General features: G+C 73.0%; 20 protein-coding genes and 1 riboswitch. Of the genes, 14 read left to right on the top strand and 6 right to left on the bottom strand.

Annotated elements, in window-relative coordinates:
* Positions 1-59 precede the first annotated feature (59 nt).
* The 4 genes from uvrC to whiA all read left to right on the top strand — a co-directional run bounded on the left by uvrC (position 60) and on the right by whiA (position 5,004).
* Positions 60-2,069, top strand: a complete 2,010-nt coding sequence (uvrC, locus tag ABGB11_RS27955; protein WP_347637409.1) for an excinuclease ABC subunit UvrC — start codon at positions 60-62, stop codon at positions 2,067-2,069.
* Positions 2,066-2,944 (top strand): RNase adapter RapZ, encoded by an 879-nt coding sequence (gene rapZ / locus ABGB11_RS27950; RefSeq protein WP_347637407.1) that lies wholly within the window; start codon positions 2,066-2,068, stop codon positions 2,942-2,944. The genes uvrC and rapZ overlap by 4 nt, the downstream gene beginning before the upstream one ends.
* Before the next feature lie 52 nt (positions 2,945-2,996).
* Positions 2,997-3,962: a uridine diphosphate-N-acetylglucosamine-binding protein YvcK gene (yvcK, locus tag ABGB11_RS27945; RefSeq protein ID WP_347637503.1), complete on the top strand. Its 966-nt coding sequence runs from the start codon at positions 2,997-2,999 to the stop codon at positions 3,960-3,962.
* A 61-nt stretch (positions 3,963-4,023) separates the two neighbouring features.
* Positions 4,024-5,004, top strand: coding sequence for a DNA-binding protein WhiA (whiA, locus tag ABGB11_RS27940; RefSeq protein ID WP_347637405.1), 981 nt, complete (start codon positions 4,024-4,026; stop codon positions 5,002-5,004).
* Between the two features lie 127 nt (positions 5,005-5,131).
* Here whiA and ABGB11_RS27935 read toward each other — a convergent pair whose 3' ends face one another.
* From ABGB11_RS27935 to ABGB11_RS27925, 3 genes are read right to left on the bottom strand one after another with little or no spacing between them, the layout of a single operon-like run.
* A complete protein-coding gene (locus tag ABGB11_RS27935; RefSeq protein WP_347637402.1) occupies positions 5,132-6,334 on the bottom strand; it encodes a hypothetical protein in 1,203 nt (400 codons plus the stop codon).
* Positions 6,324-7,583 carry a hypothetical protein gene (locus ABGB11_RS27930; RefSeq protein ID WP_347637400.1) on the bottom strand — a complete coding sequence of 420 codons (1,260 nt, stop codon included), beginning with the start codon at positions 7,581-7,583 and terminating at the stop codon, positions 6,324-6,326. Before ABGB11_RS27930 ends, ABGB11_RS27935 begins: the two co-directional genes overlap by 11 nt.
* The gene (locus ABGB11_RS27925; RefSeq protein WP_347637398.1) at positions 7,580-8,287 is read right to left on the bottom strand and encodes a hypothetical protein; all 708 of its coding nucleotides are present in this window, start codon (positions 8,285-8,287) and stop codon (positions 7,580-7,582) included. The genes ABGB11_RS27930 and ABGB11_RS27925 overlap by 4 nt, the downstream gene beginning before the upstream one ends.
* A 172-nt stretch (positions 8,288-8,459) precedes the next feature.
* Here ABGB11_RS27925 and gap point away from each other — a divergent pair, with 172 nt between their 5' ends.
* The 7 genes from gap (at position 8,460) to ABGB11_RS27890 (ending at position 14,449) form a co-directional block, all read left to right on the top strand.
* Entirely contained in the window at positions 8,460-9,464 is a 1,005-nt protein-coding gene (gene gap, locus ABGB11_RS27920) for a type I glyceraldehyde-3-phosphate dehydrogenase (protein WP_347637395.1), read from the top strand.
* Between the two features lie 78 nt (positions 9,465-9,542).
* The gene (locus ABGB11_RS27915) at positions 9,543-10,775 is read left to right on the top strand and encodes a phosphoglycerate kinase (protein ID WP_347637393.1); all 1,233 of its coding nucleotides are present in this window, start codon (positions 9,543-9,545) and stop codon (positions 10,773-10,775) included.
* A 3-nt stretch (positions 10,776-10,778) separates the two neighbouring features.
* Entirely contained in the window at positions 10,779-11,588 is an 810-nt protein-coding gene (gene tpiA / locus ABGB11_RS27910) for a triose-phosphate isomerase (RefSeq protein WP_347637390.1), read from the top strand.
* Positions 11,589-11,726: 138 nt separating this feature from the next.
* Entirely contained in the window at positions 11,727-11,966 is a 240-nt protein-coding gene (gene secG / locus ABGB11_RS27905; protein WP_250355740.1) for a preprotein translocase subunit SecG, read from the top strand.
* A gap of 81 nt (positions 11,967-12,047) precedes the next feature.
* Positions 12,048-12,419, top strand: coding sequence for an RNA polymerase-binding protein RbpA (locus ABGB11_RS27900; protein WP_075024192.1), 372 nt, complete (start codon positions 12,048-12,050; stop codon positions 12,417-12,419).
* A gap of 255 nt (positions 12,420-12,674) precedes the next feature.
* The gene (locus ABGB11_RS27895; RefSeq protein WP_347637385.1) at positions 12,675-13,862 is read left to right on the top strand and encodes an MFS transporter; all 1,188 of its coding nucleotides are present in this window, start codon (positions 12,675-12,677) and stop codon (positions 13,860-13,862) included.
* Positions 13,863-13,957: 95 nt separating this feature from the next.
* A complete protein-coding gene (locus tag ABGB11_RS27890; RefSeq protein WP_347637383.1) occupies positions 13,958-14,449 on the top strand; it encodes an Lrp/AsnC family transcriptional regulator in 492 nt (163 codons plus the stop codon).
* A 613-nt stretch (positions 14,450-15,062) separates the two neighbouring features.
* Here the strand turns inward: ABGB11_RS27890 and ABGB11_RS27885 are convergent.
* On the bottom strand, positions 15,063-15,329 hold the full coding sequence (locus tag ABGB11_RS27885; protein WP_347637380.1) for a hypothetical protein: 267 nt from the start codon (positions 15,327-15,329) through the stop codon (positions 15,063-15,065).
* A 135-nt stretch (positions 15,330-15,464) separates the two neighbouring features.
* Positions 15,465-15,551: riboswitch (ZMP/ZTP riboswitch) on the top strand.
* Positions 15,552-15,604: 53 nt separating this feature from the next.
* On the opposite strand from ABGB11_RS27885, the gene glyA reads away from it, so the two are divergent.
* A complete protein-coding gene (gene glyA, locus ABGB11_RS27880; protein ID WP_347637378.1) occupies positions 15,605-16,876 on the top strand; it encodes a serine hydroxymethyltransferase in 1,272 nt (423 codons plus the stop codon).
* Positions 16,877-16,894: 18 nt separating this feature from the next.
* On the opposite strand, the gene ABGB11_RS27875 is transcribed toward glyA, so the two are convergent.
* Together ABGB11_RS27875 and ABGB11_RS27870 are read right to left on the bottom strand one after the other, a co-directional pair.
* Positions 16,895-17,677: a class I SAM-dependent methyltransferase gene (locus ABGB11_RS27875; protein ID WP_347637375.1), complete on the bottom strand. Its 783-nt coding sequence runs from the start codon at positions 17,675-17,677 to the stop codon at positions 16,895-16,897.
* A complete protein-coding gene (locus ABGB11_RS27870) occupies positions 17,661-18,743 on the bottom strand; it encodes a GNAT family N-acetyltransferase (protein ID WP_347637373.1) in 1,083 nt (360 codons plus the stop codon). Before ABGB11_RS27870 ends, ABGB11_RS27875 begins: the two co-directional genes overlap by 17 nt.
* 164 nt (positions 18,744-18,907) lie before the next feature.
* Between ABGB11_RS27870 and ABGB11_RS27865 the strand changes: the two genes are divergently transcribed.
* Positions 18,908-19,588, top strand: coding sequence for a carboxymuconolactone decarboxylase family protein (locus ABGB11_RS27865; RefSeq protein ID WP_347637370.1), 681 nt, complete (start codon positions 18,908-18,910; stop codon positions 19,586-19,588).
* A complete protein-coding gene (locus ABGB11_RS27860; RefSeq protein WP_347637368.1) occupies positions 19,581-20,168 on the top strand; it encodes a GNAT family protein in 588 nt (195 codons plus the stop codon). The genes ABGB11_RS27865 and ABGB11_RS27860 overlap by 8 nt, the downstream gene beginning before the upstream one ends.
* The last annotated feature ends 117 nt before the right edge of the window (positions 20,169-20,285 follow it).

The following is a 20,285-nucleotide window of genomic DNA, read 5'->3' as shown; positions in this document are numbered from 1 at the left end:
GAAGGACCGGGCATGCACCGGCGCACGCCCTGTCGGTGCGGCCCATTAGGCTTCTGAACGTGGCAGATCCGGCGACCTACCGACCCGCACCGGGCTCCATCCCTGAATCCCCCGGGGTGTACCGATTCCGGGACGAGCACGGCCGGGTCATCTACGTGGGCAAGGCGAAGAACCTGCGCTCGCGCCTGAACTCCTACTTCGCCGACTTCACCGCGCTGCACCCCCGCACCCAGACGATGGTGCAGACGGCCGCGCGGGTCGACTGGACGGTCGTCGGCACCGAGGTCGAGGCCCTCCAGCTGGAGTACTCCTGGATCAAGGAGTTCGACCCCCGGTTCAACGTCCGCTACCGGGACGACAAGTCGTACCCGTACCTCGCCGTCACCCTGAACGAGGAGTTCCCGAGGGTGATGGTGATGCGGGGCGCCAAGCGCAAGGGCGTGCGCTACTTCGGCCCGTACTCCCACGCGTGGGCGATCCGTGAGACGGTCGACCAGTTGCTGCGCGTGTTCCCCGTCCGGACGTGCAGCGCCGGCGTGTTCAAGCGCCAGCACCAGCTCGACCGGCCCTGCCTGCTCGGCTACATCGGCAAGTGCTCCGCGCCGTGCGTGGGCCGCGTCTCCCCGGAGGAGCACCGGCTGCTCGCCGACGACTTCTGCGACTTCATGGCGGGCAACACCTCCCGCTTCATCAAGCGCCTCGAACGCGACATGCGCGAGGCCGCCTCGGCCCAGGAGTACGAGCGCGCCGCCCGCCTGCGCGACGACATCCGCGCCCTGGAGCGCGCCCTGGAGAAGCAGGCGGTCGTCCTGCCCGACCGCACCGACTGCGACATGATCGCCTTCGCCGAGGACGAGCTGGAGGCCGCCGTCCAGGTGTTCTACGTGCGCGGCGGCCGCATCCGCGGGCAGCGCGGATGGGTGGTCGACAAGGTCGAGGACGTCACCACCTCCGACCTCGTCGAGCACTTCCTCATCCAGGTCTACGGCGAGAGCGAGTCGGTGCCCCGCGAGGTCTTCGTCCCGGCCCTGCCGCCGGAGGAGGACGCCATGACCGAGCTGCTGTCCGAGCAGCGCGGCGGGCCCGTCCGGCTGCGCGTCCCGCAGCGGGGCGACAAGAAGGCCCTGCTGGAGACGGTCGCGCGCAACGCCCACGAGGCGCTCAAGCAGCACAAGACGCGCCGCGCGTCCGACCTCACCACCCGAAGCCGCGCCCTCCAGGAGATCCAGGAGGCCCTGGAGCTGGACGACGCGCCCCTGCGCATCGAGTGCTACGACGTCTCCAACCTCCAGGGCACCAACGTGGTCGCGTCCATGGTCGTGTTCGAGGACGGCCTGGCCCGCAAGAGCGAGTACCGCCGCTTCACGATCAAGGCCGTGGAGGGGCAGGACGACGTCCGGTCCATCCACGAGGTCATCACCCGCCGGTTCCGCCGCTACCTCGCCGAGAGCGAGAAGACGGGCGAGCTCGACGCCCTCGGCGAAGCCTCGGAGGCGGCCGAGGAGACCTCCGGGCAGAGCGGGGCGGACGAGGGCGCGCACCAGCCGATCGACCCGGAGACGGGCCGGCCGCGCAAGTTCGCCTACCCGCCCAACCTGGTGATCGTCGACGGCGGCCCGCCGCAGGTCGCCGCCGCGCAGCGCGCCCTCGACGAGCTCGGCGTCGACGACATCGCGGTCTGCGGGATCGCCAAGCGGCTGGAGGAGATCTGGCTGCCCGGCGAAGCCGACCCCGTCATCCTGCCGCGCAACAGCGAGGGCATGTTCCTCGTCCAGCGAGTACGCGACGAGGCGCACCGGTTCGCCATCACGTTCCACCGGCAGCGGCGGTCGAAGTCCATGACGGTCAGCGAACTCGATAACGTTCCTGGTCTGGGCCCGGCGCGGCGCGCGGCGCTGCTCAAGCACTTCGGCTCGCTCAAGCGGCTGAAGGACGCGACGCCCGAGCAGGTCGCCGAGGTCCCGGGCATCGGCATGCGCAGCGCCGAGAGCATCGTCGCGGCACTGCACGGCGGCGCCGTCCCGGCGGGCGGCGCGGGCGACGGGGAGCACAGGGGGAGACGGTCATGACGAGCGAGACGAAGATCCCGGACATCGTGATAGTCACCGGCATGTCCGGGGCGGGCCGCAGCACCGCGGCCAAGTCCCTGGAGGACCTCGACTGGTTCGTGGTCGACAACCTGCCGCCGGGACTGCTCGCCACGATGGCCGACCTCGGCGGCCGGGTGAAGGACGCGGTGCCGCGCATCGCCGTCGTCGTCGACGTCCGCAGCCGCGCGTTCACCGAGGACCTGCACTCCTCGATCGCCGAGCTGGAGGCGCGCGGCGTCCACCCGCGGGTGGTGTTCCTGGAGGCCGGCGACGCCGACCTGGTGCGCCGCTTCGAGAGCGTCCGCCGCCCGCACCCCCTCCAGGACGACGGGCGCCTGGTGGACGGCATCGCCCGCGAGCGCGATCTCGTCCGCGAGGTCCGCGCCGAGGCCGACCTGGTCATCGACACCAGCGGCCTGAACGTGCACGAGCTGCGCAACAAGATCATCGGTTTCTTCGGCACCGACACCGGCGAGTCCAGCCTGCGCGCGACCGTCGTGTCGTTCGGCTACAAGTACGGCCTGCCCGTCGACGCCGACCTGGTGGTCGACTGCCGGTTCCTGCCGAACCCGCACTGGGTGCCGGAGCTGCGGCCGAAGACGGGCCGCGACGCCGCCGTCCGCGACTACGTCCTCGGGCAGCGCGGCGCAAAGGAGTTCCTGGACGCCTACTCCGAGGTGCTCCGGCTCCTCGCCGACGGCTACGAGCGCGAGGGCAAGCACTACGTGACCCTTGCCGTGGGATGCACGGGCGGAAAACACCGTAGTGTGGCCATGGCGGAACAGATCGCCGCCCGGCTGCGGGACGAGGGCATCGAGGTGCAGGTCGCCCATCGTGACCTCGGCCGCGAGTGACAGCCCGCGCCGGGTCCCGGCGGGGCACCCGGACGAGGAGAGAAACGGCACGGTGAAGCCGCCAGGCCCGAAGGTCGTCGCTCTCGGCGGGGGCCACGGCCTCTACGCCTCGCTGTCGGCGCTCCGCCGCGTCACCGACCGGCTGACGGCGATCGTCACCGTCGCCGACGACGGCGGCTCCAGCGGACGGCTCCGCCGCGAGCTCGGCGTGCTGCCGCCCGGCGACCTGCGCATGGCGCTCGCCGCCCTGTGCGGCGACGACGAGTGGGGGCAGACCTGGCGGGACGTTGTCCAGCACCGTTTCCGCAGCCAGGGCGACCTGCAGGACCACGCCGTCGGCAACCTCCTCATCGTCGCGCTGTGGGAACTGCTCGGCGGCGGCGCCGCACCCGGCTCCACCGTCGCCGGCCTCGACTGGGTCGGCCGGCTGCTCGGCGCGCACGGCCGCGTCCTGCCGATGGCCGCCGTGCCGATGGACATCGTCGCGGAGGTCCGCGGCGCCGACCCGTCCCGTCCCGACGAGATCACCCACGTCAAGGGGCAGGTGGCCTGCGCGAAGACGCCCGGCAGCGTGCTCGGGGTGTCGCTCGTGCCCGCCGACCCGCCCGCCTGCCCGGAGGCGCTCGCCGCCGTCGACGACGCCGACTGGATCGTGTTCGGCCCCGGCTCCTGGTTCACCAGCGTCCTGCCGCACCTCAAGGTGCCCGCGCTGGTCCGCGCCCTCACCACCTCCCGCGCCCGCCGCGCCGTCGCGCTGAACCTCGCCCCCCAGCCCGGCGAGACCGACGACTTCTCGCCGCAGACCCACCTGGAGGTGCTCCAGGCGCACGCGCCCGACCTGCGCGTGGACGTCGTCCTCGCCGACCGCGGCGTGGTGGACGACACCGCGGCGCTCGACAAGGCCGTCCAGGACCTCGGCGGGCGCCTCGTCCTCGCCGACGTCGCCGCCGACGACGGCTCGCCGCGTCATGAACCCGCCCGCCTGGCCCAAGCCTTCGTACAGATATTCGCCGAGTGACGACCGGCGCGGCCGTCATCGGCCAGACTGCTGGAAGTCCGATACGGGGAGGGTTCAACAGATGGCGATGACCGGTGTGGTCAAGGACGAGCTGAGCAGGCTCACGGTGCTGAAGCCGTGCTGCCGCAAGGCCGAGGTCTCGACGCTGCTGCGGTTCGCGGGCGGCCTGCACCTGGTCAGCGGCCGCATCGTGATCGAGGCGGAGATCGACACCGGGGTCGCCGCCCGGCGCCTGATCAAGGACATCGCGGAGGTGTTCGGGCACACCTCGGAGGTCGTCGTCCTCGCGCCGAGCGGCCTGCGCAAGGGCAACCGCTACGTGGTCCGCGTCTTCCGGGACGGCGAGTCGCTGGCCCGCCAGACCGGCCTCATCGACAACAACGGCCGCCCCGTCCGCGGCCTGCCCCGGCACGTCGTCGCGGGCGGCGCCTGCGACGCCGAGTCGGCCTGGCGCGGCGCGTTCCTCGCGCACGGCTCGCTCACCGAACCGGGCCGCTCCATGTCCCTCGAGGTGACCTGCCCGGGCCCGGAGGCCGCGCTCGCCCTCGTCGGCGCCGCCCGCCGCCTGAAGATCCACGCCAAGGCCCGCGAGGTCCGCGGTGTCGACCGCGTCGTCGTGCGCGACGGCGACGCCATCAGTGCCCTGCTCACCCGGCTCGGCGCCCACGACAGCGTCCTCGCCTGGGAGGAGCGCCGGATGCGGCGCGAGGTCCGCGCCACCGCCAACCGCCTCGCGAACTTCGACGACGCCAACCTCCGCCGCTCCGCCCGCGCCGCCGTCGCCGCCGGCGCCCGCGTCGCCCGCGCCCTGGAGATCCTCGGCGACGACGCCCCCGAGCACCTCGTCAATGCCGGCCGCCTCCGCCTGGAGCACAAGCAGGCGTCCCTGGAGGAACTCGGCCAGCTCGCCGACCCGCCCCTCACCAAGGACGCCATCGCCGGCCGCATCCGCCGCCTCCTCGCCATGGCCGACAAGCGCGCCGGCGACCAGGGCATCCCCGGCACCGATGCCAACCTCACGGCCGACATGCTGGCGCCGTAGTTCATTGGGGGGCGACACCCCATACCCCCCGGTCACGACCGGCCTGCGCTCGCTCCGCGCGCCTGCCCGTGACCCCGGCTGAGGTCGAGTCCTGGAGGGGACCTTGTGCTTCAGCCGAGAGGGTTTTCTAATCGCCTCTCAGGATGCGGGGGATCAGGTCTTCGCGTAGTTGGCCGTAGCCGGTTTCGGCCCAGACGCTCTGGGCGGGGTCGGCCTCGTAGTAGGGGACCGTGCGGCCGGCGCGGCGGTCGGTGAGGACGTCGGGGGTCTGCTTGTCGCGGGTGGCGCGGGCGCACGCGCGGCAGGTCCGGACGCGGAGGCGCTCGCGGGAGCCGACGGGGCGCCAGTCGAGCTTGTTCGTGGCGTCGCCGTGGAGGGGGTTGAAGAAGCACAGGGGGACCGGCGGGATCTCCGGCTTGCCGTTCGCCAGGGCCTGGGCGGAGGCGAGCGCGTCCCGGCCCTGGTCGACCAGGACGAGGACGCCGGCCAGGTCGGGGACGCCGTCCGCGGCGTCGAGGGTCTTCCCGGCGGCCTGGTAGGCGTCCAGGGCCTTGGCCATCAGGGCGCGGGTCCGCTCGTCGGTGGTGGGGACGGTGGTCTCGTCCAGAAGCTCGCCGAACGCGATGACCTCGTGGGACGCCTGCTCGCGGAGCTGGTCCCGCGTGGCGCGGCTCGCCGTGGCGAAGACCGTGCGCGGCATCAGCAGGCCGTCGCCTTCGCGGCGGACGGACGCCATGCGGCGGCGCCGCCACAGGAGGAGGCCGGCGACGCCGAGGACGGCCGCGCCCGCCGCGCCGGCGCCGAGCGGGACGAGCGAGCCGCCGTCCTCGTTCTCTGTCTCCTCGGATGCCGGCTGCGTGCTGCGGCGTGCGTTGACGCGCTCGTGGAGCTCGTCGGAGAGGCGGTCGTACTCCCGTGCGGCGGTGCCGGAGATGATCAGGTCGAGGGCGCGGGTGAGCCGGGCCGCGAGCGGCGCGTCGTCCATGGCCTGGTCGATGGTGACGGCGCCGGTGGCGTCGCGGGCGCCGTGGTCGCCGCCCCACTCCCGGGCCGTCAGGTTCTCGGTGTCGTCGTCGAAGGTGATGAAGATGCCGTCGCGGCCGAGGCGGTCGTGGACGACGGTCGCGAGCTGGTCGGCGTCCGTCCACGTGCCGCCCTTGACCATGGGGACCAGCACGATGAAGACCCGGGTCGGCGCCTTCTTCAGCTTCGTGAGGAGCTTGCGGCGCTCCGCGGCGGGGAGCGCGGAGGCCAGGGACGGGTCGACGTGGATCGGGGAGCGGCGCAGGGACGCGGCCAGCCGTTCGCCGGGGGACGGTTCAGTCAACACCGAGGTACCTCATCACGCTGGGGAGGAAGTTCTTGCCGCGGCTGCCCCACGCCGTGTCCTGCCACACTCCGGGGACGAGGGTGTGCGGGCGGCGGCCGTCCGGGCCGGGGATCGTGAGGAGGTGCTGCTCGCCGAGGCCGTACCGCTTGTCGAACTCGCGGCAGCGCTTGCAGAGCGGGCACTCACGGGGCACGCCGTTCTCCTCCAGCTTCCGGACGCGCTTACGGACGACGGACTCCCCGTGGAGCGGATTCACCAGGCAGGGCGCGGGCGGGGACGCGATGTCGCGGGTGAGCGCGATCTGTCCCTGCCGGGCGAGGACGATGGCGCCGACCAGGTCGATCGCCTTGTTCTCGTCGTCCTTGGCGTCGTCGTAGAGGATCTGGGCGGCGTCGTAGGCGGAGACGGCGTAGCGGCGCCCGCGTCCTTTGTCCGTGGCGGCGAGCAGGCGGTTCAGCCGTTCGACCTCCTTGGCCGCCTCGCGCCGGAGGCGGCGCATGCCGGGCTTGCGGCTCGTCCAGGAACTGCGGCGGACCTTGGTCTCGTCGCCGCGGCCGAGGAGAGCGAGGACGCCGATGCCGAGCCAGTACAGGACCGCGGCGCCGGCCGGGCCCGCGAGGAGGAGGCCGGTCAGGAGCGGAGACCTGATCTCGGGCTCGGCCGGCGTGAACTCGTTCTCCTTCCCGAACGGGTCGGGGGTGGAGTACATCTCCGGCGTCTCCGGTGATGCCGTGGGCGCCGTGGCGTAGCCGTCCAGGTGCCGGGAGATCCGGTCCGCAAGCCCGGTGAACGGACGCTCGGGGTCGGGCGGCTCGTAACCGCCCGGGTCGCCCTCGTCGAGGGGGGCGTAGGGGGGTCGGCGGGGGACGCGGAAGGCCATCGACTCCAGGTAGCCGCGGCCGTTGACCATCAGGTAGAGCCCGTCCCGGCCCGTGCGGTCGCGGAGCATGTGCAGGAACGCCTTGTCGTCTCCCTGCGACTCCGATTCGCTCGGGTTCGGCATCAGCACGACGTACACCGGCGTGCCGATCGATTTCGCGGTCGTGCCGATGGCCGCGTCGAGCCGTGCCCGGTCGGGCGCGCCGAGCGCTGCGGAGACGTCCGGGTCGACGAACAGCGGGTCCTTGGCGAGCGCCGCGGCGACACGTTCGAGCCGGTGGTAGGCGTGCGGCGGCGGTGCCTCCGCGGAGGCGGCGGACGGCCACGCGGCGAGGGCGACGGCGGCGAGCAGGACGAGGACCCGTCTCATCGGCGCCCCTTCGCCGGCGTCTTCTTTCTCTTCTTCTGTTTCACACGGTGGCGGATGAGCAGGGCGAGGATCGCCCCTCCGCTGAGGGCCGTCCCGGCGCTGAACACGCCCCGTTCGATGGAGGCCGCGCGCCGGTCGGCCGCGTCATCGGCGTCCAAGGCCTTTCTGAGTTCGGACTTGGGCTGCGGGCGCGGATGGTCGCGCCGCTCCCGGGCCCGGCCCGACAGGGCGATCTCCACGAACCGCTCGATCATCTCGGGCGCGCTCGCGTCGTGGGGGAGTTCGAACTTCGCGGCCCACCAGGCGTCGTCGACCTGGAGGCGCCGGCCCCCGCCGAACTGCCTCGCCTCGCCGTAACCGCCGGACGGGGCCACCACGATGTACACGCCGTCCTTGCGCAGCCGGTCCCGGAGCAGGGACACCAGGGAGGCGGTGGGGTTCTCCTCCCCCAGTCCGGAGGTGGGCGTCACCGCCACGTACGCGGGGACGCCGAGCCGCGCGACGGACGCCTTGATCCGCGCGGCCGCGTCGGCGGACAGGACGCGCGGAGCGTGGTCGGTCACATAGACGGGATCGCGGCGGAGCGCGGCGGCGAGGTTGTCCGCCCTGCTCACCGGCTTGGCGCGGTCCACCGCTGACGAGGGGGCAGGAATCAGCATCACTCCCACCAGCCCCACGAACAGGACGAAGCACCCACGCCACATGGTCGGGGAGTGTAGTGATGATCGTGCCGGATCCCCCCATCGGGGGAGCGGTGGATCACCCTGGAATCCCACGCGACCGGTGTCGGGCTACCCGTGGGTCATTGGATAGGGTCTGAGATGGGGGTGAACCCCGGATCGACCGTAGCTAACGATGTACGAGGAGAGCCGTTCCGTGACCATCCGAGTAGGCATCAACGGGTTCGGCCGGATCGGCCGTAACTTCTACCGCGCGGTGAAGGCGTCCGGGGCCGACATCGAGGTCGTGGCGGTCAACGACCTGACGGACAACGCCACGCTGGCCCAGCTGCTCAAGTACGACAGCATCCTCGGCCGCTTCCCCGAGGACGTGCGCGCCACCTCCGACGAGATCGTCGTCGGCGGGAAGGCGATCAAGGCCTTCGAGGAGCGCGACCCCGCGAACCTCAAGTGGAGCGACGTCGGCGCCGACGTCGTCGTGGAGTCCACCGGCTTCTTCACCGACGCCACCAAGGCCAAGGTGCACGCCGACAACGGCGCCAAGAAGGTGATCATCTCCGCGCCGGCCAAGAACGAGGACCTCACCGTCGTCCTCGGCGTGAACGAGGACAAGTACGACCCGGCGAACCACACGGTGATCTCCAACGCGTCCTGCACCACCAACTGCCTGGCCCCGCTGGCGAAGGTCCTGCACGACAACTTCGTCATCGAGAAGGGCCTGATGACGACGATCCACGCCTACACGCAGGACCAGAACCTGCAGGACGCGCCGCACAAGGACCTGCGCCGCGCCCGCGCCGCCGCGGTGAACGTCGTGCCGACCTCCACCGGAGCCGCCAAGGCGATCGGCCTGGTGCTGCCCGAGCTGAACGGCAAGCTCGACGGCTACGCGCTGCGCGTCCCGGTGCCGACCGGCTCGGCCACCGACCTCACCGCCACGCTGTCCCGCGAGGTGACGGCGGAGGAGGTCAACGAGGCGTTCAAGGCGGCCGCCGAGGGCCCGCTTAAGGGCTACCTCACCTACACCGAGGACCCGATCGTCTCCAGCGACATCGTCACCGACCCGGCGTCCTGCATCTTCGACTCCGGCCTGACCAAGGTCATCGGCGACCAGGTGAAGGTCGTCGGCTGGTACGACAACGAGTGGGGCTACTCCAACCGCCTCGTCGACCTCGTCAAGCTCGTCGGCGCGTCGCTGTAATCGACCGCCACCCGCGCCGTGGCCGCGCACGAACACGCGGCCACGGCGCGGCCGTGTACGGAAGGACATCGCAACCCGATGCGCACCATCGACGATCTCGACGTCGCCGGCCGGCGCGTCCTCGTCCGCGCGGACCTGAACGTTCCCCTGGAGGACTCCGGCCCCCGTCCGGGGGGTGTGGGGGGTCGCCCCTCCACCTTGATGCGGATCAGCGACGACGGCCGGATCCGGGCCAGCCTGCCGACCATCGAGGCCCTGCGGGCCCGGGGCGCCAGGGTCATCGTCTGCGCCCACCTGGGCCGCCCCAAGGGCCAGGTCAAGCCCGAGTTCTCGCTGGCCCCGGTGGCCGCGCGGCTCGGCGAACTGCTGGGCACGGACGTGGCGTTCGCCGCGGACGTCGTCGGCGACTCCGCCCGCGCCGCGGCCGAGGGCCTCTCCGACGGCGGGGTCGCGCTGCTGGAGAACCTGCGGTTCGAGCCGGGCGAGACGAGCAAGGACGACGCCGAGCGCGGCGCGCTGGCCGACCGGCTGGCCGCCCTCGCCGATGTGTACGTCGGCGACGGCTTCGGCGCGGTGCACCGCAAGCACGCGTCGGTGTACGACGTGCCGGCGCGGCTCCCGCACGCCGCCGGAGGGCTGATCGCCGCCGAGGTCGCGGTGCTGAAGCGGCTCACCGAGGACGTTGAGCGCCCCTACGCGGTGGCCCTCGGCGGCTCCAAGGTGTCCGACAAGCTCGGGGTGATCGACAACCTGCTCGGCAAGGCCGACCGCATCCTGATCGGCGGCGGCATGGTGTTCACCTTCCTCAAGGCCCAGGGGCACGAGGTCGGCAAGAGCCTCCTGGAAGAGGACCAGCTCGGCACCGTCCGCGAGTACCTGCGGCGCGCCGAGGAGACCGGCGTGGAGTTCGTGCTGCCAATCGACGTCGTCGCGGCCGCGGCGTTCGCCGCCGACGCCGCCCACGACGTGGTCGCGGCGGACGCGATCCCGTCCGACCGGCTCGGCCTCGACATCGGCCCGGAGTCGGGCAAGCTGTTCGCCTCGCGCCTCGCCGGCGCCAGGACGATCTTCTGGAACGGCCCCATGGGCGTGTTCGAGATGGAGCCGTACTCGCACGGCACCCGTGCCGTCGCGCAGGGCCTCATCGACTCGGGCGCGTTCACCGTGGTCGGCGGCGGCGACTCCGCCGCGGCCGTCCGGCGGCTCGGCTTCGACGAGGCCGCCTTCTCCCACATCTCGACCGGCGGCGGCGCGAGCCTCGAATACCTCGAAGGCAAGACGCTGCCGGGCCTGCAGGCTCTGGAGGACTGACCGATGGCCCCCGCGACACCGTCCGGCAGGCAGAGCGGCCGCAAGCCGCTGATGGCCGGCAACTGGAAGATGAACAAGACGCACCTCGAGGCGATCGCGCTCATCCAGAAGATGGCGTTCGCGCTCAAGGACGCCGACTACGACGCCGTGGACGTCGTCGTGCTCCCGCCGTTCACCGCGCTCCGCTCGGCGCAGTCGCTGATCGAGGCGGACAAGCTCGGCATCCAGTACGGCGCGCAGGACGTCTCCCAGCACGCCTCCGGCGCCTACACCGGCGAGATCTCCGCCGAGATGCTGGCCAAGCTCGGCTGCTCCTACGTCACCGTCGGGCACTCCGAGCGCCGCCAGTTCCACGCCGAGGACGACGCGGTCGTCAACGCCAAGGCCAAAGCCGCGCTCGCCGCCGACATCACCCCGATCGTGTGCATCGGGGAGGGGCTGGACGTCCGCAAGGCCGGCGGCCACGTCCCGCACTGCATCGAGCAGCTCGACGGCGGGCTGGAGAAGATCCCCGCCGAGCAGGTCCGGCGCACCGTGATCGCCTACGAGCCGGTCTGGGCGATCGGCACCGGCGAGGTCGCCACCCCGCAGGACGCGCAGGAGGTCTGCGCGGCCGTCAGGACGCGGCTCGCCGAGCTCTACGACGGCGGAGTGGCCGACGAGGTGCGTATCCTGTACGGCGGTTCGGTCAAGGGCGGCAACGTCGCCGGGATCATGGCGCAGGACGACGTGGACGGCGCCCTGGTCGGTGGTGCCAGCCTGGACCCGGGAGAGTTCGTCAAAATCTGCCGGTACCGGGATCTGCCCGCCTGATCAAAACTGATCAATTCTGCGTGAACTGGGGGTTCTTGCCGAACCAGCGGGCACTTCGTCGTACCCTTCGTAGCTGACGGGTAAACCGCCCGGCCCGACCCCCAGGTCCCTGAACTACAGACAAGGCGCTGAAGAAACGTGATCATCGCATCTTCCATCGTGCTCATCGTCACGAGCCTGCTGATGGTCGTCCTCGTCCTGATGCACAAGGGCAAGGGCGGGGGGCTGTCGGACATGTTCGGCGGCGGGGTCTCGTCCTCCCTGGGCGGGTCGTCGGTGGTCGAGCGCAACCTCGACCGGCTGACCGTGGGGGTCGGCGTGGTCTGGTTCGCCTCGATCATCGTGCTCGGGCTGCTGTTCAAGCACAAGGGCGTCTGAGCCGCCCGTCCAACACATGCGAGCGCCGCGCCGTCCCAGGAGGTCACGGGCGGCGGCGGAACACCAAGCGAGGAGTAATCCGTGGGTAGTGGCAACGCGATCCGGGGCAGCCGTGTCGGGGCCGGTCCGATGGGAGAGGCGGAGCGGGGCGACGCCGCCCCCCGCGTCTGGGTGACCTTCTACTGCGCCAACCGGCACGAGACCCGCCCCAGCTTCGCGACGGACGTCGCGGTTCCCGAGACCTGGGACTGCCCGCGCTGCGGGTTCCCGGCCGGGCAGGACGCGGACAACCCTCCGGCCCCGCCGAAGACCGAGCCGTACAAGACGCACCTCGCGTACGTGAAGGAGCGCCGAAGCGACGAGGACGGCGAGGCCATCCTCGAGGAGGCGCTGGCCAAGCTGCGCGAGAAGCGTGCCGCCGTGAAGCAGGCCATGCAGGCGGCGGCCCGCTGACGACCCTGCTCCACCCTGTGGCCCGGCCCCGCTGAGGGGTGCGGGCCACACGTCGTTCCCGGGCCTGCCGCCCGGCCCGTCAAGGGGTGTGACCTGGTTCGATATCGGCTTGCCTATCGGTTCCGGGTGGATATCCATATTGGACACCGCATGATCGGCTCTGGTCTGCTGGGCGGCGTCGGAACCACCTCCCGGGGGAAGCAGGTGCCGCCCCACGGGCCGCCGCGAAATGAGCCTGCCTGAAGTGAGAAGGCCATGACGGTCGCCGCTCCCGCGCCCGCCACCGCGCCGCCCGCCGCGGACCCCTCCGGCCGCCGGGTGGTCGTGACCGTCGTCGCGATCCAGCTCGCCGCCTGCCTGGGGTTCTTCTCGGTCATGGCGCACCTGGTCGCGCATCTCCGGCACGACCTCGGGCTGCTGGCCGGCACGGTCGGGCTCGTCCTCGGGGTGCGGGTCGGCCTGCAGTACGCGCTCCTGCTGCCCGTCGGGGCGGTCACCGACGCGATCGGCGCGCGGCGCACCGGGGCGATCGCCTGCGCGGTCCGCGCGGCGGGCTTCGCGCTGCTCGGCGCCGCCGGTGGGGTCGGCGCGCTGCTGTGCGCGGCCGTGGTCCTCGCCGTGGGCGGGGCGCTCTACAACCCCGCCGCCCAGAGCCTGCTGGCGGGGGTGGAACCCACCCGCCGGTCCGGAGGGTTCGCCGCCTACGTCGCGACCCAGCACATCGCGACGGTCGCGGGCCCGCCCGTGGGGCTCGCCCTGGTCACCCTCGGGCCGGGGTTCGGTGCCCTGGCGGGCACGGCCGCCGCCCTTTGGACGATCGCCGGGGGCCTGTTCCTCCTCCTGCCCCGGTCCGGCGGGAGGCCGGCGCCCGTCCGGTTCGGCGCCATCGCCGCCGGGGCGCGGGCGGCGCTCGGCGACCGCACGTTCCTGCTGTTCGCGCTGATGACCGCCCCCACGACGCTGCTCGCCACCCACATCATGACCGCCGTGCCGCTCCTCGGGTTCACCTCCGGCGCGGCGACCCTCGCCTTCTGCGTGTTGGCCGCGGTCGCGGCGGCCCTCCAGCCGCTGGTGGCGGCCGGGCGGCGGGGCGAGCGGCCGTGGGTGCTGCGCCTCGGGCTGCTCTGCGCCGCGGCGGCGTTCTGTGTCCTCGCCCCGCTGGACGGGACGCAGTCCGGCCCGCTGCTGCTCGCGGCCGTCCTGAACGGCGTGGCGAACGGCCTCATCCAGCCGGCGATCTTCCAGCGCGCCGCCCGGCACGCGCCGTCCGGACGCTTCGGCTCCTACTACGGAGTCCTGGCGTTCTGCGCCGGCATGTTCGCGTTCGCGGGGGACCTGGTGATCGGACGGATGTTCGACCTCGGACCGGCGGGCGCGGCGGGGGCGCTGCTCGGGGTCGGCGCCTTCGCGCTCGCCGCCGCGATCGGCACCCGTGGCCCGTGACTCCCGGCGTCGAATAATCTTCGGAGTACGGGACGTCCGGGCGCGTTGTCCGCACGGGAGTTCGGCGTCCGGCGGCGAGTTCGGGAGGCGGGGACGTGGACGCGATCGACCAGGCGATCCTCCGGCGCCTGCAGCGCGACGGGCGGCAGACCAACCGGGAACTGGCCGAGGCGGTGGGGATCGCGCCGTCCACCGCGCTCGAGCGCACGCGGGCGCTGCGTGCCCGGGGCGTCATCACCGGCGTCCACGCGGCCGTCGACCTGGAGCGGCTGGGGCGCGGCGTCCAGGCGCTGATCTCGATCAGGATCCGGCCGCAGTCGCGCGAGGCCATCGAGTCCGCCCGGGACAGCATGGCGTCGATGCCCGAGACGATCGGCGTCTTCGTCGTCACGGGCAACGAGGATTTGCTGGTGCACGTGGCCGTGTCGAGCACCGCCTACCTGCGCGACTTCGTCCTCGACCGGCTGGCCCGCCGCAAGGAGTACGTGGACGTCCGGACGATCGTCGTGTACGACTACGTCCAGCCGGTGGAGCAGTCCGAACTTCCGTCGGCGGGGCCGCCCGAGACCCGAACCTCGTACAGATGAGCGACGGTTCCGGTGCGCCTCGTCGAATGAATGACCGGCATGCGATGGCTGAGTCGAACGAACGACGTCGTGTCGGATGATAGGCCGCATATTTTCCTAGCGTCGGTCGCATGTACCGACGAAACACTTCCTTCGGCACGGGGTCGGTTCTGGCCGCGGGCGTGCTGTGGGGGACGGTCGGTCCGGCGCAGGTGCTGGCCGAGTCCTCCGCCGGTGCCGTCGCGGTCGGCGGCGCCCGGATCTTCTCCGGCGGGCTGATCCTCGCCGTACTGGTCCTGGTGACGGACCGGCGCGCCTTCGGCGCGCTGACCCGGCGGGCCTGGCCGCCCGTCGCGGCGGCCTCGGCCGCGACCGGGATCTTCCAGGCGTCGTTCTTCAGCGCGGTCGACCGGACCGGCGCCGCCGTCGCGACCGCCGTGGTGTTCGGGCTCGCCCCCGTCTCCACCGGCCTCTGCGAGCGGCTCGTCCTCGGCACCCGGCTCCGCCGCCGCTGGTGGGCGGGCACGGCCTGCGCGATCGGCGGCGTGGCGCTGCTGATGGTGCCCGCGTCGGCCGTGCGCGTCGACCCGGCCGGGATCGCGCTCAGCCTCGTCGGCGGCACCTGCTTCGGCGTCTACACGGTCTCGGCCAAGGTCCTGACCGGCCGGGACGTGGCGATGACCGCCGCGGTGTCGGTCACGCTGCTGGCCGGGGGAGCGGCCCTGCTGCCCTGGACGCTCGCCGAGCTGCCGGCCCTGGCCGAGCCGCGGTCGGCGGCGCTGGTGGCCTGGCTCGGCGTCGCCGCGACGGCCGTCGCGTACATGGCCTTCGTCGCCGGCCTCGGCCGCGTGACGGCCGCGACCGCGGGAACGCTCAGCCTCGCCGAGCCGCTCGTGGCCACCGCGCTCGCGATCGCCGTCCTCGGGGAACGGCTGTCGGCGCCCGTCGCGGCCGGATCGCTGCTCCTGCTCGGAGGCCTGTTCGTCGTCTCGGTCCCGGCGAAGGCCCGGCGCCGGCGGGAGGCGGCTCGGTATGATGGCGGGTACGCGACTGGCGCAGTCAAGGTGGAGACGACCACCGGGGAGCGAAAGTAGTCCGCACACCGCGCGCCTGGGTGTACGGGTCCCCGTCGCCGGGGCGCCCGAAGTCCCGGCGCCAACAGCGCGGAGGCTTGCGATGCACGAACCGGCCGTACCTCACCTGCAGGGTCAGGACCCCGAGATCGCCGGGCTGGTGGAGGCCGAGGCCCGCCGCCAGTACGAGAAGATCCGCCTGATCGCCTCGGAGAACTACGTCTCGACCGCGGTGCTCGAGGCCGCCGGCACCGTCCTGACCAACAAGTACTCCGAGGGCTACGCGGGCAAGCGGTACTACGAGGGCCAGCAGAACGTCGACCCGATCGAGCTGCTCGCCATCGAGCGGGCGAAGGAGCTGTTCGGCGTCGAGCACGCCAACGTCCAGCCCTACTCCGGCTCGCCCGCCAACCTCGCCGTCTACATGGCCTTCCTGGAGCCCGGCGACCCGGTGATGGGCCTGTCGCTGCCGATGGGCGGCCACCTCACGCACGGCTGGTCGGTGTCGGCGACCGGGAAGTGGTTCCGCCCCGTCCGGTACGACGTGCGCGCCGACACCGGCCGGGTCGACATGGACCAGGTGCGCGACCTCGCCCTCAAGGAGCGGCCGAAGCTGATCTGGTGCGGCGGCACCGCCATCCCGCGCACGATCGACTTCCCCGCGTTCGCCGAGATCGCCCGCGAGACCGGCGCGGTGCTCGCCGCCGACATCGCGCACATCGCGGGCCTCGTCGCCGGCGGCGCCCACCCGTCCCCCGTCGGCCACGCCGACGTGATCACCACGACCACGCACAAGACGCTGCGCGGCCCGCGCGGGGCGATGATCATGTCGACCGCCGAGCACGCCAAGGCGGTCGACAAGGCCGTCTTCCCCGGCCTGCAGGGCGGCCCGCACAACCACACCACCGCCGCGATCGCCGTCGCGCTGAAGGAGGCCGCGCGGCCCGACTTCACCGGGTACGCCCGGCAGGTCGTCGCGAACGCCAAGGTCCTCGCCGCCGCGCTGCTCGACCGCGGCTACGACCTGATCTCCGGCGGCACCGACAACCACCTGATTCTCATCGACCTGACGAACAAGGGCGTCGCCGGCAAGCCCGCCGCGCAGGCCCTCGACCGCGCCGGGATCGAGCTGAACTACAACGCCGTCCCGTTCGACCCGCGCAAGCCGTTCGACCCGTCCGGGCTCCGGCTCGGCACCGCCGCGATCACCACCCGCGGCGTCGGCGAAGACCGGATGCCGCGAATCGCGGAGTGGATCGACGAGGTCGTCCAGGCCGCCGCCAAGCAGGACGAGACGGTCGTGGACCGGGTCGCCGGGCAGGTCCGCGAGATGCTCGCGGCCTACCCGATGCCCGGCTGGAAGGCCGCGCCCTGACCCCGGCGGGGGAGGGCCTCAGCGCGGGCGCAGCAGTGTGATCATGCGCCAGGCCTCGGGGTCGGTGAGGGCGACCGCGCCCTCGCCGGCCCCGAAGTCGCCGTACTGCGCCACCGCCTCCAGGCCGCCGGCGAGGCGGAGCGCGGCGTCCAGCTCGGTGGCGCTCCAGAACCGGTAGGGCACCACGTCGCGGATCACGCGCGTCGCCCCGTCCCCGGTGATGGTCAGGGTGACGTGGTCGTCGGAGATCTGGGTGACCGGGTCCAGCCGGTCGGAGGGCTCGCCCCACCGCACGCCCGCCTGCACGCCGTCCCGCTCGACCGTCCAGCCCGTGCTGACGCTCGGCTCGTCGCCCAGCCGGTCCCGCGGGTGCGACATCTCCACGATGTAGAGGCCGCCGGGAGCGAGGTGCGCGGCCACGCGGCGCAGGTGCGCGACGAACGCGTCCAGCGTCATCAGGTGGGACGTGGAGTCCAGCATGGTCACGACGAGGTCGAACCGGCGGCCGAGGGCGAACCGCGTCATGTCGTCCTGGACGACCTCCAGCTCGACCCCGCCGCGCTCCGCCTCGCGGGCGGCGTAGGCGCACATCCGCGGGTTGAGGTCGAGCGCCGTTGCGGCCACCCCGCGGCGGGCGAACTCGCGGGCGTGCTCGGCGGGCCCGGCGGCCAGCTCCAGCACCGTCGCGGGCGCCGCGCCCCGTTCGGCGCACCAGGCGAGGAGCACGTCCACCTCGGCCGGCACGTCGCGGAACGAGCACGCCAGGTCGTACGCCCACGGGTCGTCATAGATGCCGCTCACCCGCCCATCCTGCCAGCGCCCCGCCGGTCCCGGCGGGGCGGCCGTCGAGCCGCAGCCTGATCTCCACGACCTCGGTGTCCTCGGTGCGGCGCGTCCGCCCGCCGAGCGAGGTCAGCAGGCGCCGCATCCGCGCGTTCTCGCTGAGCGCCGTCGCGCGCACCTCCACCAGGCCGCGGTCGCGGGCCAGCGCCAGCAGCAGCCCGGCGAGCCAGCGGCCGAGCCCCCGCCCCTGCCAGGCGTCCTCGACCAGGAGCGCGAGCTCCGCGACGCCCGGATCGACGACGTGGATGAGGTGGGCGAGCGCGAGCAATGACCCGTCCGGCCCCTCCGCGACCAGCGTCAGGCCGCGCGACCGGTCGCAGAACCGCTCGATGACCCGCCGCGGCGGGTACGGCTTCGGGCTGAAGTACCGCATCCTCCGGCTGTCCTGCGAGCAGCGCTCGTGCAGCGCCCGGACGGCCTCGGCGTCGCGCCGCTCGATCGGCCGGACGACCACTTGCGTGCCGTCGCGCAGCACGATCCGTCGGGACGCGGGACGGCGGGACGCGGCGGGCCGCGCGGCCCGCACCAGCGCGTCCGCCCGTGCCGCCTCGGTCGCGGTGAACGGCAGCCCGAACCTGCGCAGCCGCACGGAACGGCCGCGGACCGGCACGTCCAGGACGCACCGGTCCGGTTCCCCTTCCTCGCGGGGCTCGTCCGCGGGCGAGGCCCACCGCGCCTCGTCGGCGCGCAGCAGCTCGCCCAGGACCTCGGGCACCGCGTGCGGCTCGGCGCGCAGGCGGGCGGCCAGGGCGAGGGCGCGGGTCGGCTCGTCCACCAGCTCGTGCGGCCGGGCGGGGAGCACCGCGGTGCGCGCCCCGCCCGCCGCGCCCAGCGTCTCGGCGAGGGTCCGCGCGTCCGCGCCGCCCCGCGGCACGTCCACGATGAACTCGTCCACCACCCCGTCGGCGTCGAGCTGGACGGACAGCCCGAGGATGTTGGCGCCGCGCCGGCCCAGCGCGGCGGTGAGCAGGGCCAGCCGGCCGGGCCGGTCCTCGATCTCGGTGCGGATGCGGAACAGCGGCATGGGAACGTTCCCTCCGGGGTCCGGGAGCCCCGTTCGTGCCCGGTGCGGTCGCCGACCAGGCTCGCCGACGCGTGTTACGCGACCGCTACGTCATCGTGTGCCAGGGGTTTCACATTCCGGACGGGGGGTTGAGCCGCCCGCGCCGACCGCCTAGCGTGCGGTAAGTGATCGACCCCGTGAGCGGTGAGCACGTCAACGATCGACCCCGGCCCGGCCCGTCCACGACGCGGCTGCCGCTGCTGCTCCCCGGCTCGCTCAGCGACGAGCAGCGAGCCGTGTACGAGGCGGTGACGGGCGGCCCCCGCGCCGCCGGCCGCACCCCGCCGTTCGGGCTCGCCGACGACATCGGCAGGCTCCAGGGCCCGTTCAACGCCATGCTGTACAGCCCGGCCGTCGGGCTCCCGCTGCAGGACCTCGGCGCCGCGCTGCGCTTCCGGACCGGGTTCACCAAGCGCGAGCGGGAGATCGCGACGCTGGTCGTCGCGGCGCACGCCCGGTCCGACTACGAGTGGTACGCGCACGAGCGGATCGGGCGCCGGCACGGGCTCGGCGACGACGAGATGGACGCGCTGCGCGAGGGCCGCGCGTCGATGTTCGCCGACGTCCGGGAGCGCGTGGTCTACGAGGCGGCGCGGCAGCTCGCCGCCGAGGGCGACCTGGCCGACGCGGTCTTCACCGAGGCCGCCGCGACGCTCGGCCGCGCGGCCGTCGTCGAGCTGGTCGCGCTCGTCGGCTACTACCAGGCGCTCGCGCTGCAGCTGCGCGTCTTCCGAGTGGGCGTCCCGGAGGGCGAGCCCACGCCCGAGTGGCCCGCGGAACCCGCCGCGGGGGACGGCGATGTCTGAGGTGCTGCGCACGGTGCGGCTCGTGCTGCACCCGGTGTCGATGCGCGACCACCGCGCCCTGCTGACGCACTGGACGGGGCCGCTCGTCCGGCGCCACCTGTTCGACGACCGGATGGTCACGCCCGTCCAGGTCAGCGAGATCATCGAGGCCAGCGAGCGGGACTTCGCGACCGAGGGGTACGGGCTGTGGGCGCTGCGCCCCGCCCGCTGGTCCGCGGGCGCCGACGACCCGGCGCCGGGCGACCCGCTGGTCGGCGTCGCCGGGCTGAGCCACCACGAGGGGCCGCTCGGCCACGGCGTAGACGTGGAGATCCTCTACAGCCTGGAGCCGGACCACTGGGGTCGGGGCCTGGCCGCCGAGGCGTCCCGCGCGGTGCTCGACTACGCGTTCGGGGTGGTCGGGGTGCACCGGATCACCGCCGAGATCGACATGGCCAACGCCGCGTCGGCGGAGATCGCCCTGCAGCTCGGGATGCGCCGGTGGCGGGACGGGCCCGCCGGTCCGGACGGCGCCGCCTATTACGCGGCCGACCGGTCACGCTGGATCGGATCCCGTCGAATCGTCGATGCGGTCCCATAGATTCCGTCGTCAAAGGTTGATTTCGGTGCGGAATACAGCAGTATGAGCCCATGAGTTCCTCCACGGGCCGGGCGCCGCTCGCCCCCGGCTTCGTCAACGGCGGCGTGTCCTTCTGGT

It is taken from the genome of Actinomadura sp. B10D3 (assembly GCF_039871695.1).
GTDB lineage: Bacteria > Actinomycetota > Actinomycetes > Streptosporangiales > Streptosporangiaceae > Spirillospora > Spirillospora madurae.
The sequence above is the reverse complement of the archived record's forward strand: the minus strand, read 5'-3'. Positions and strand labels throughout refer to the sequence as shown.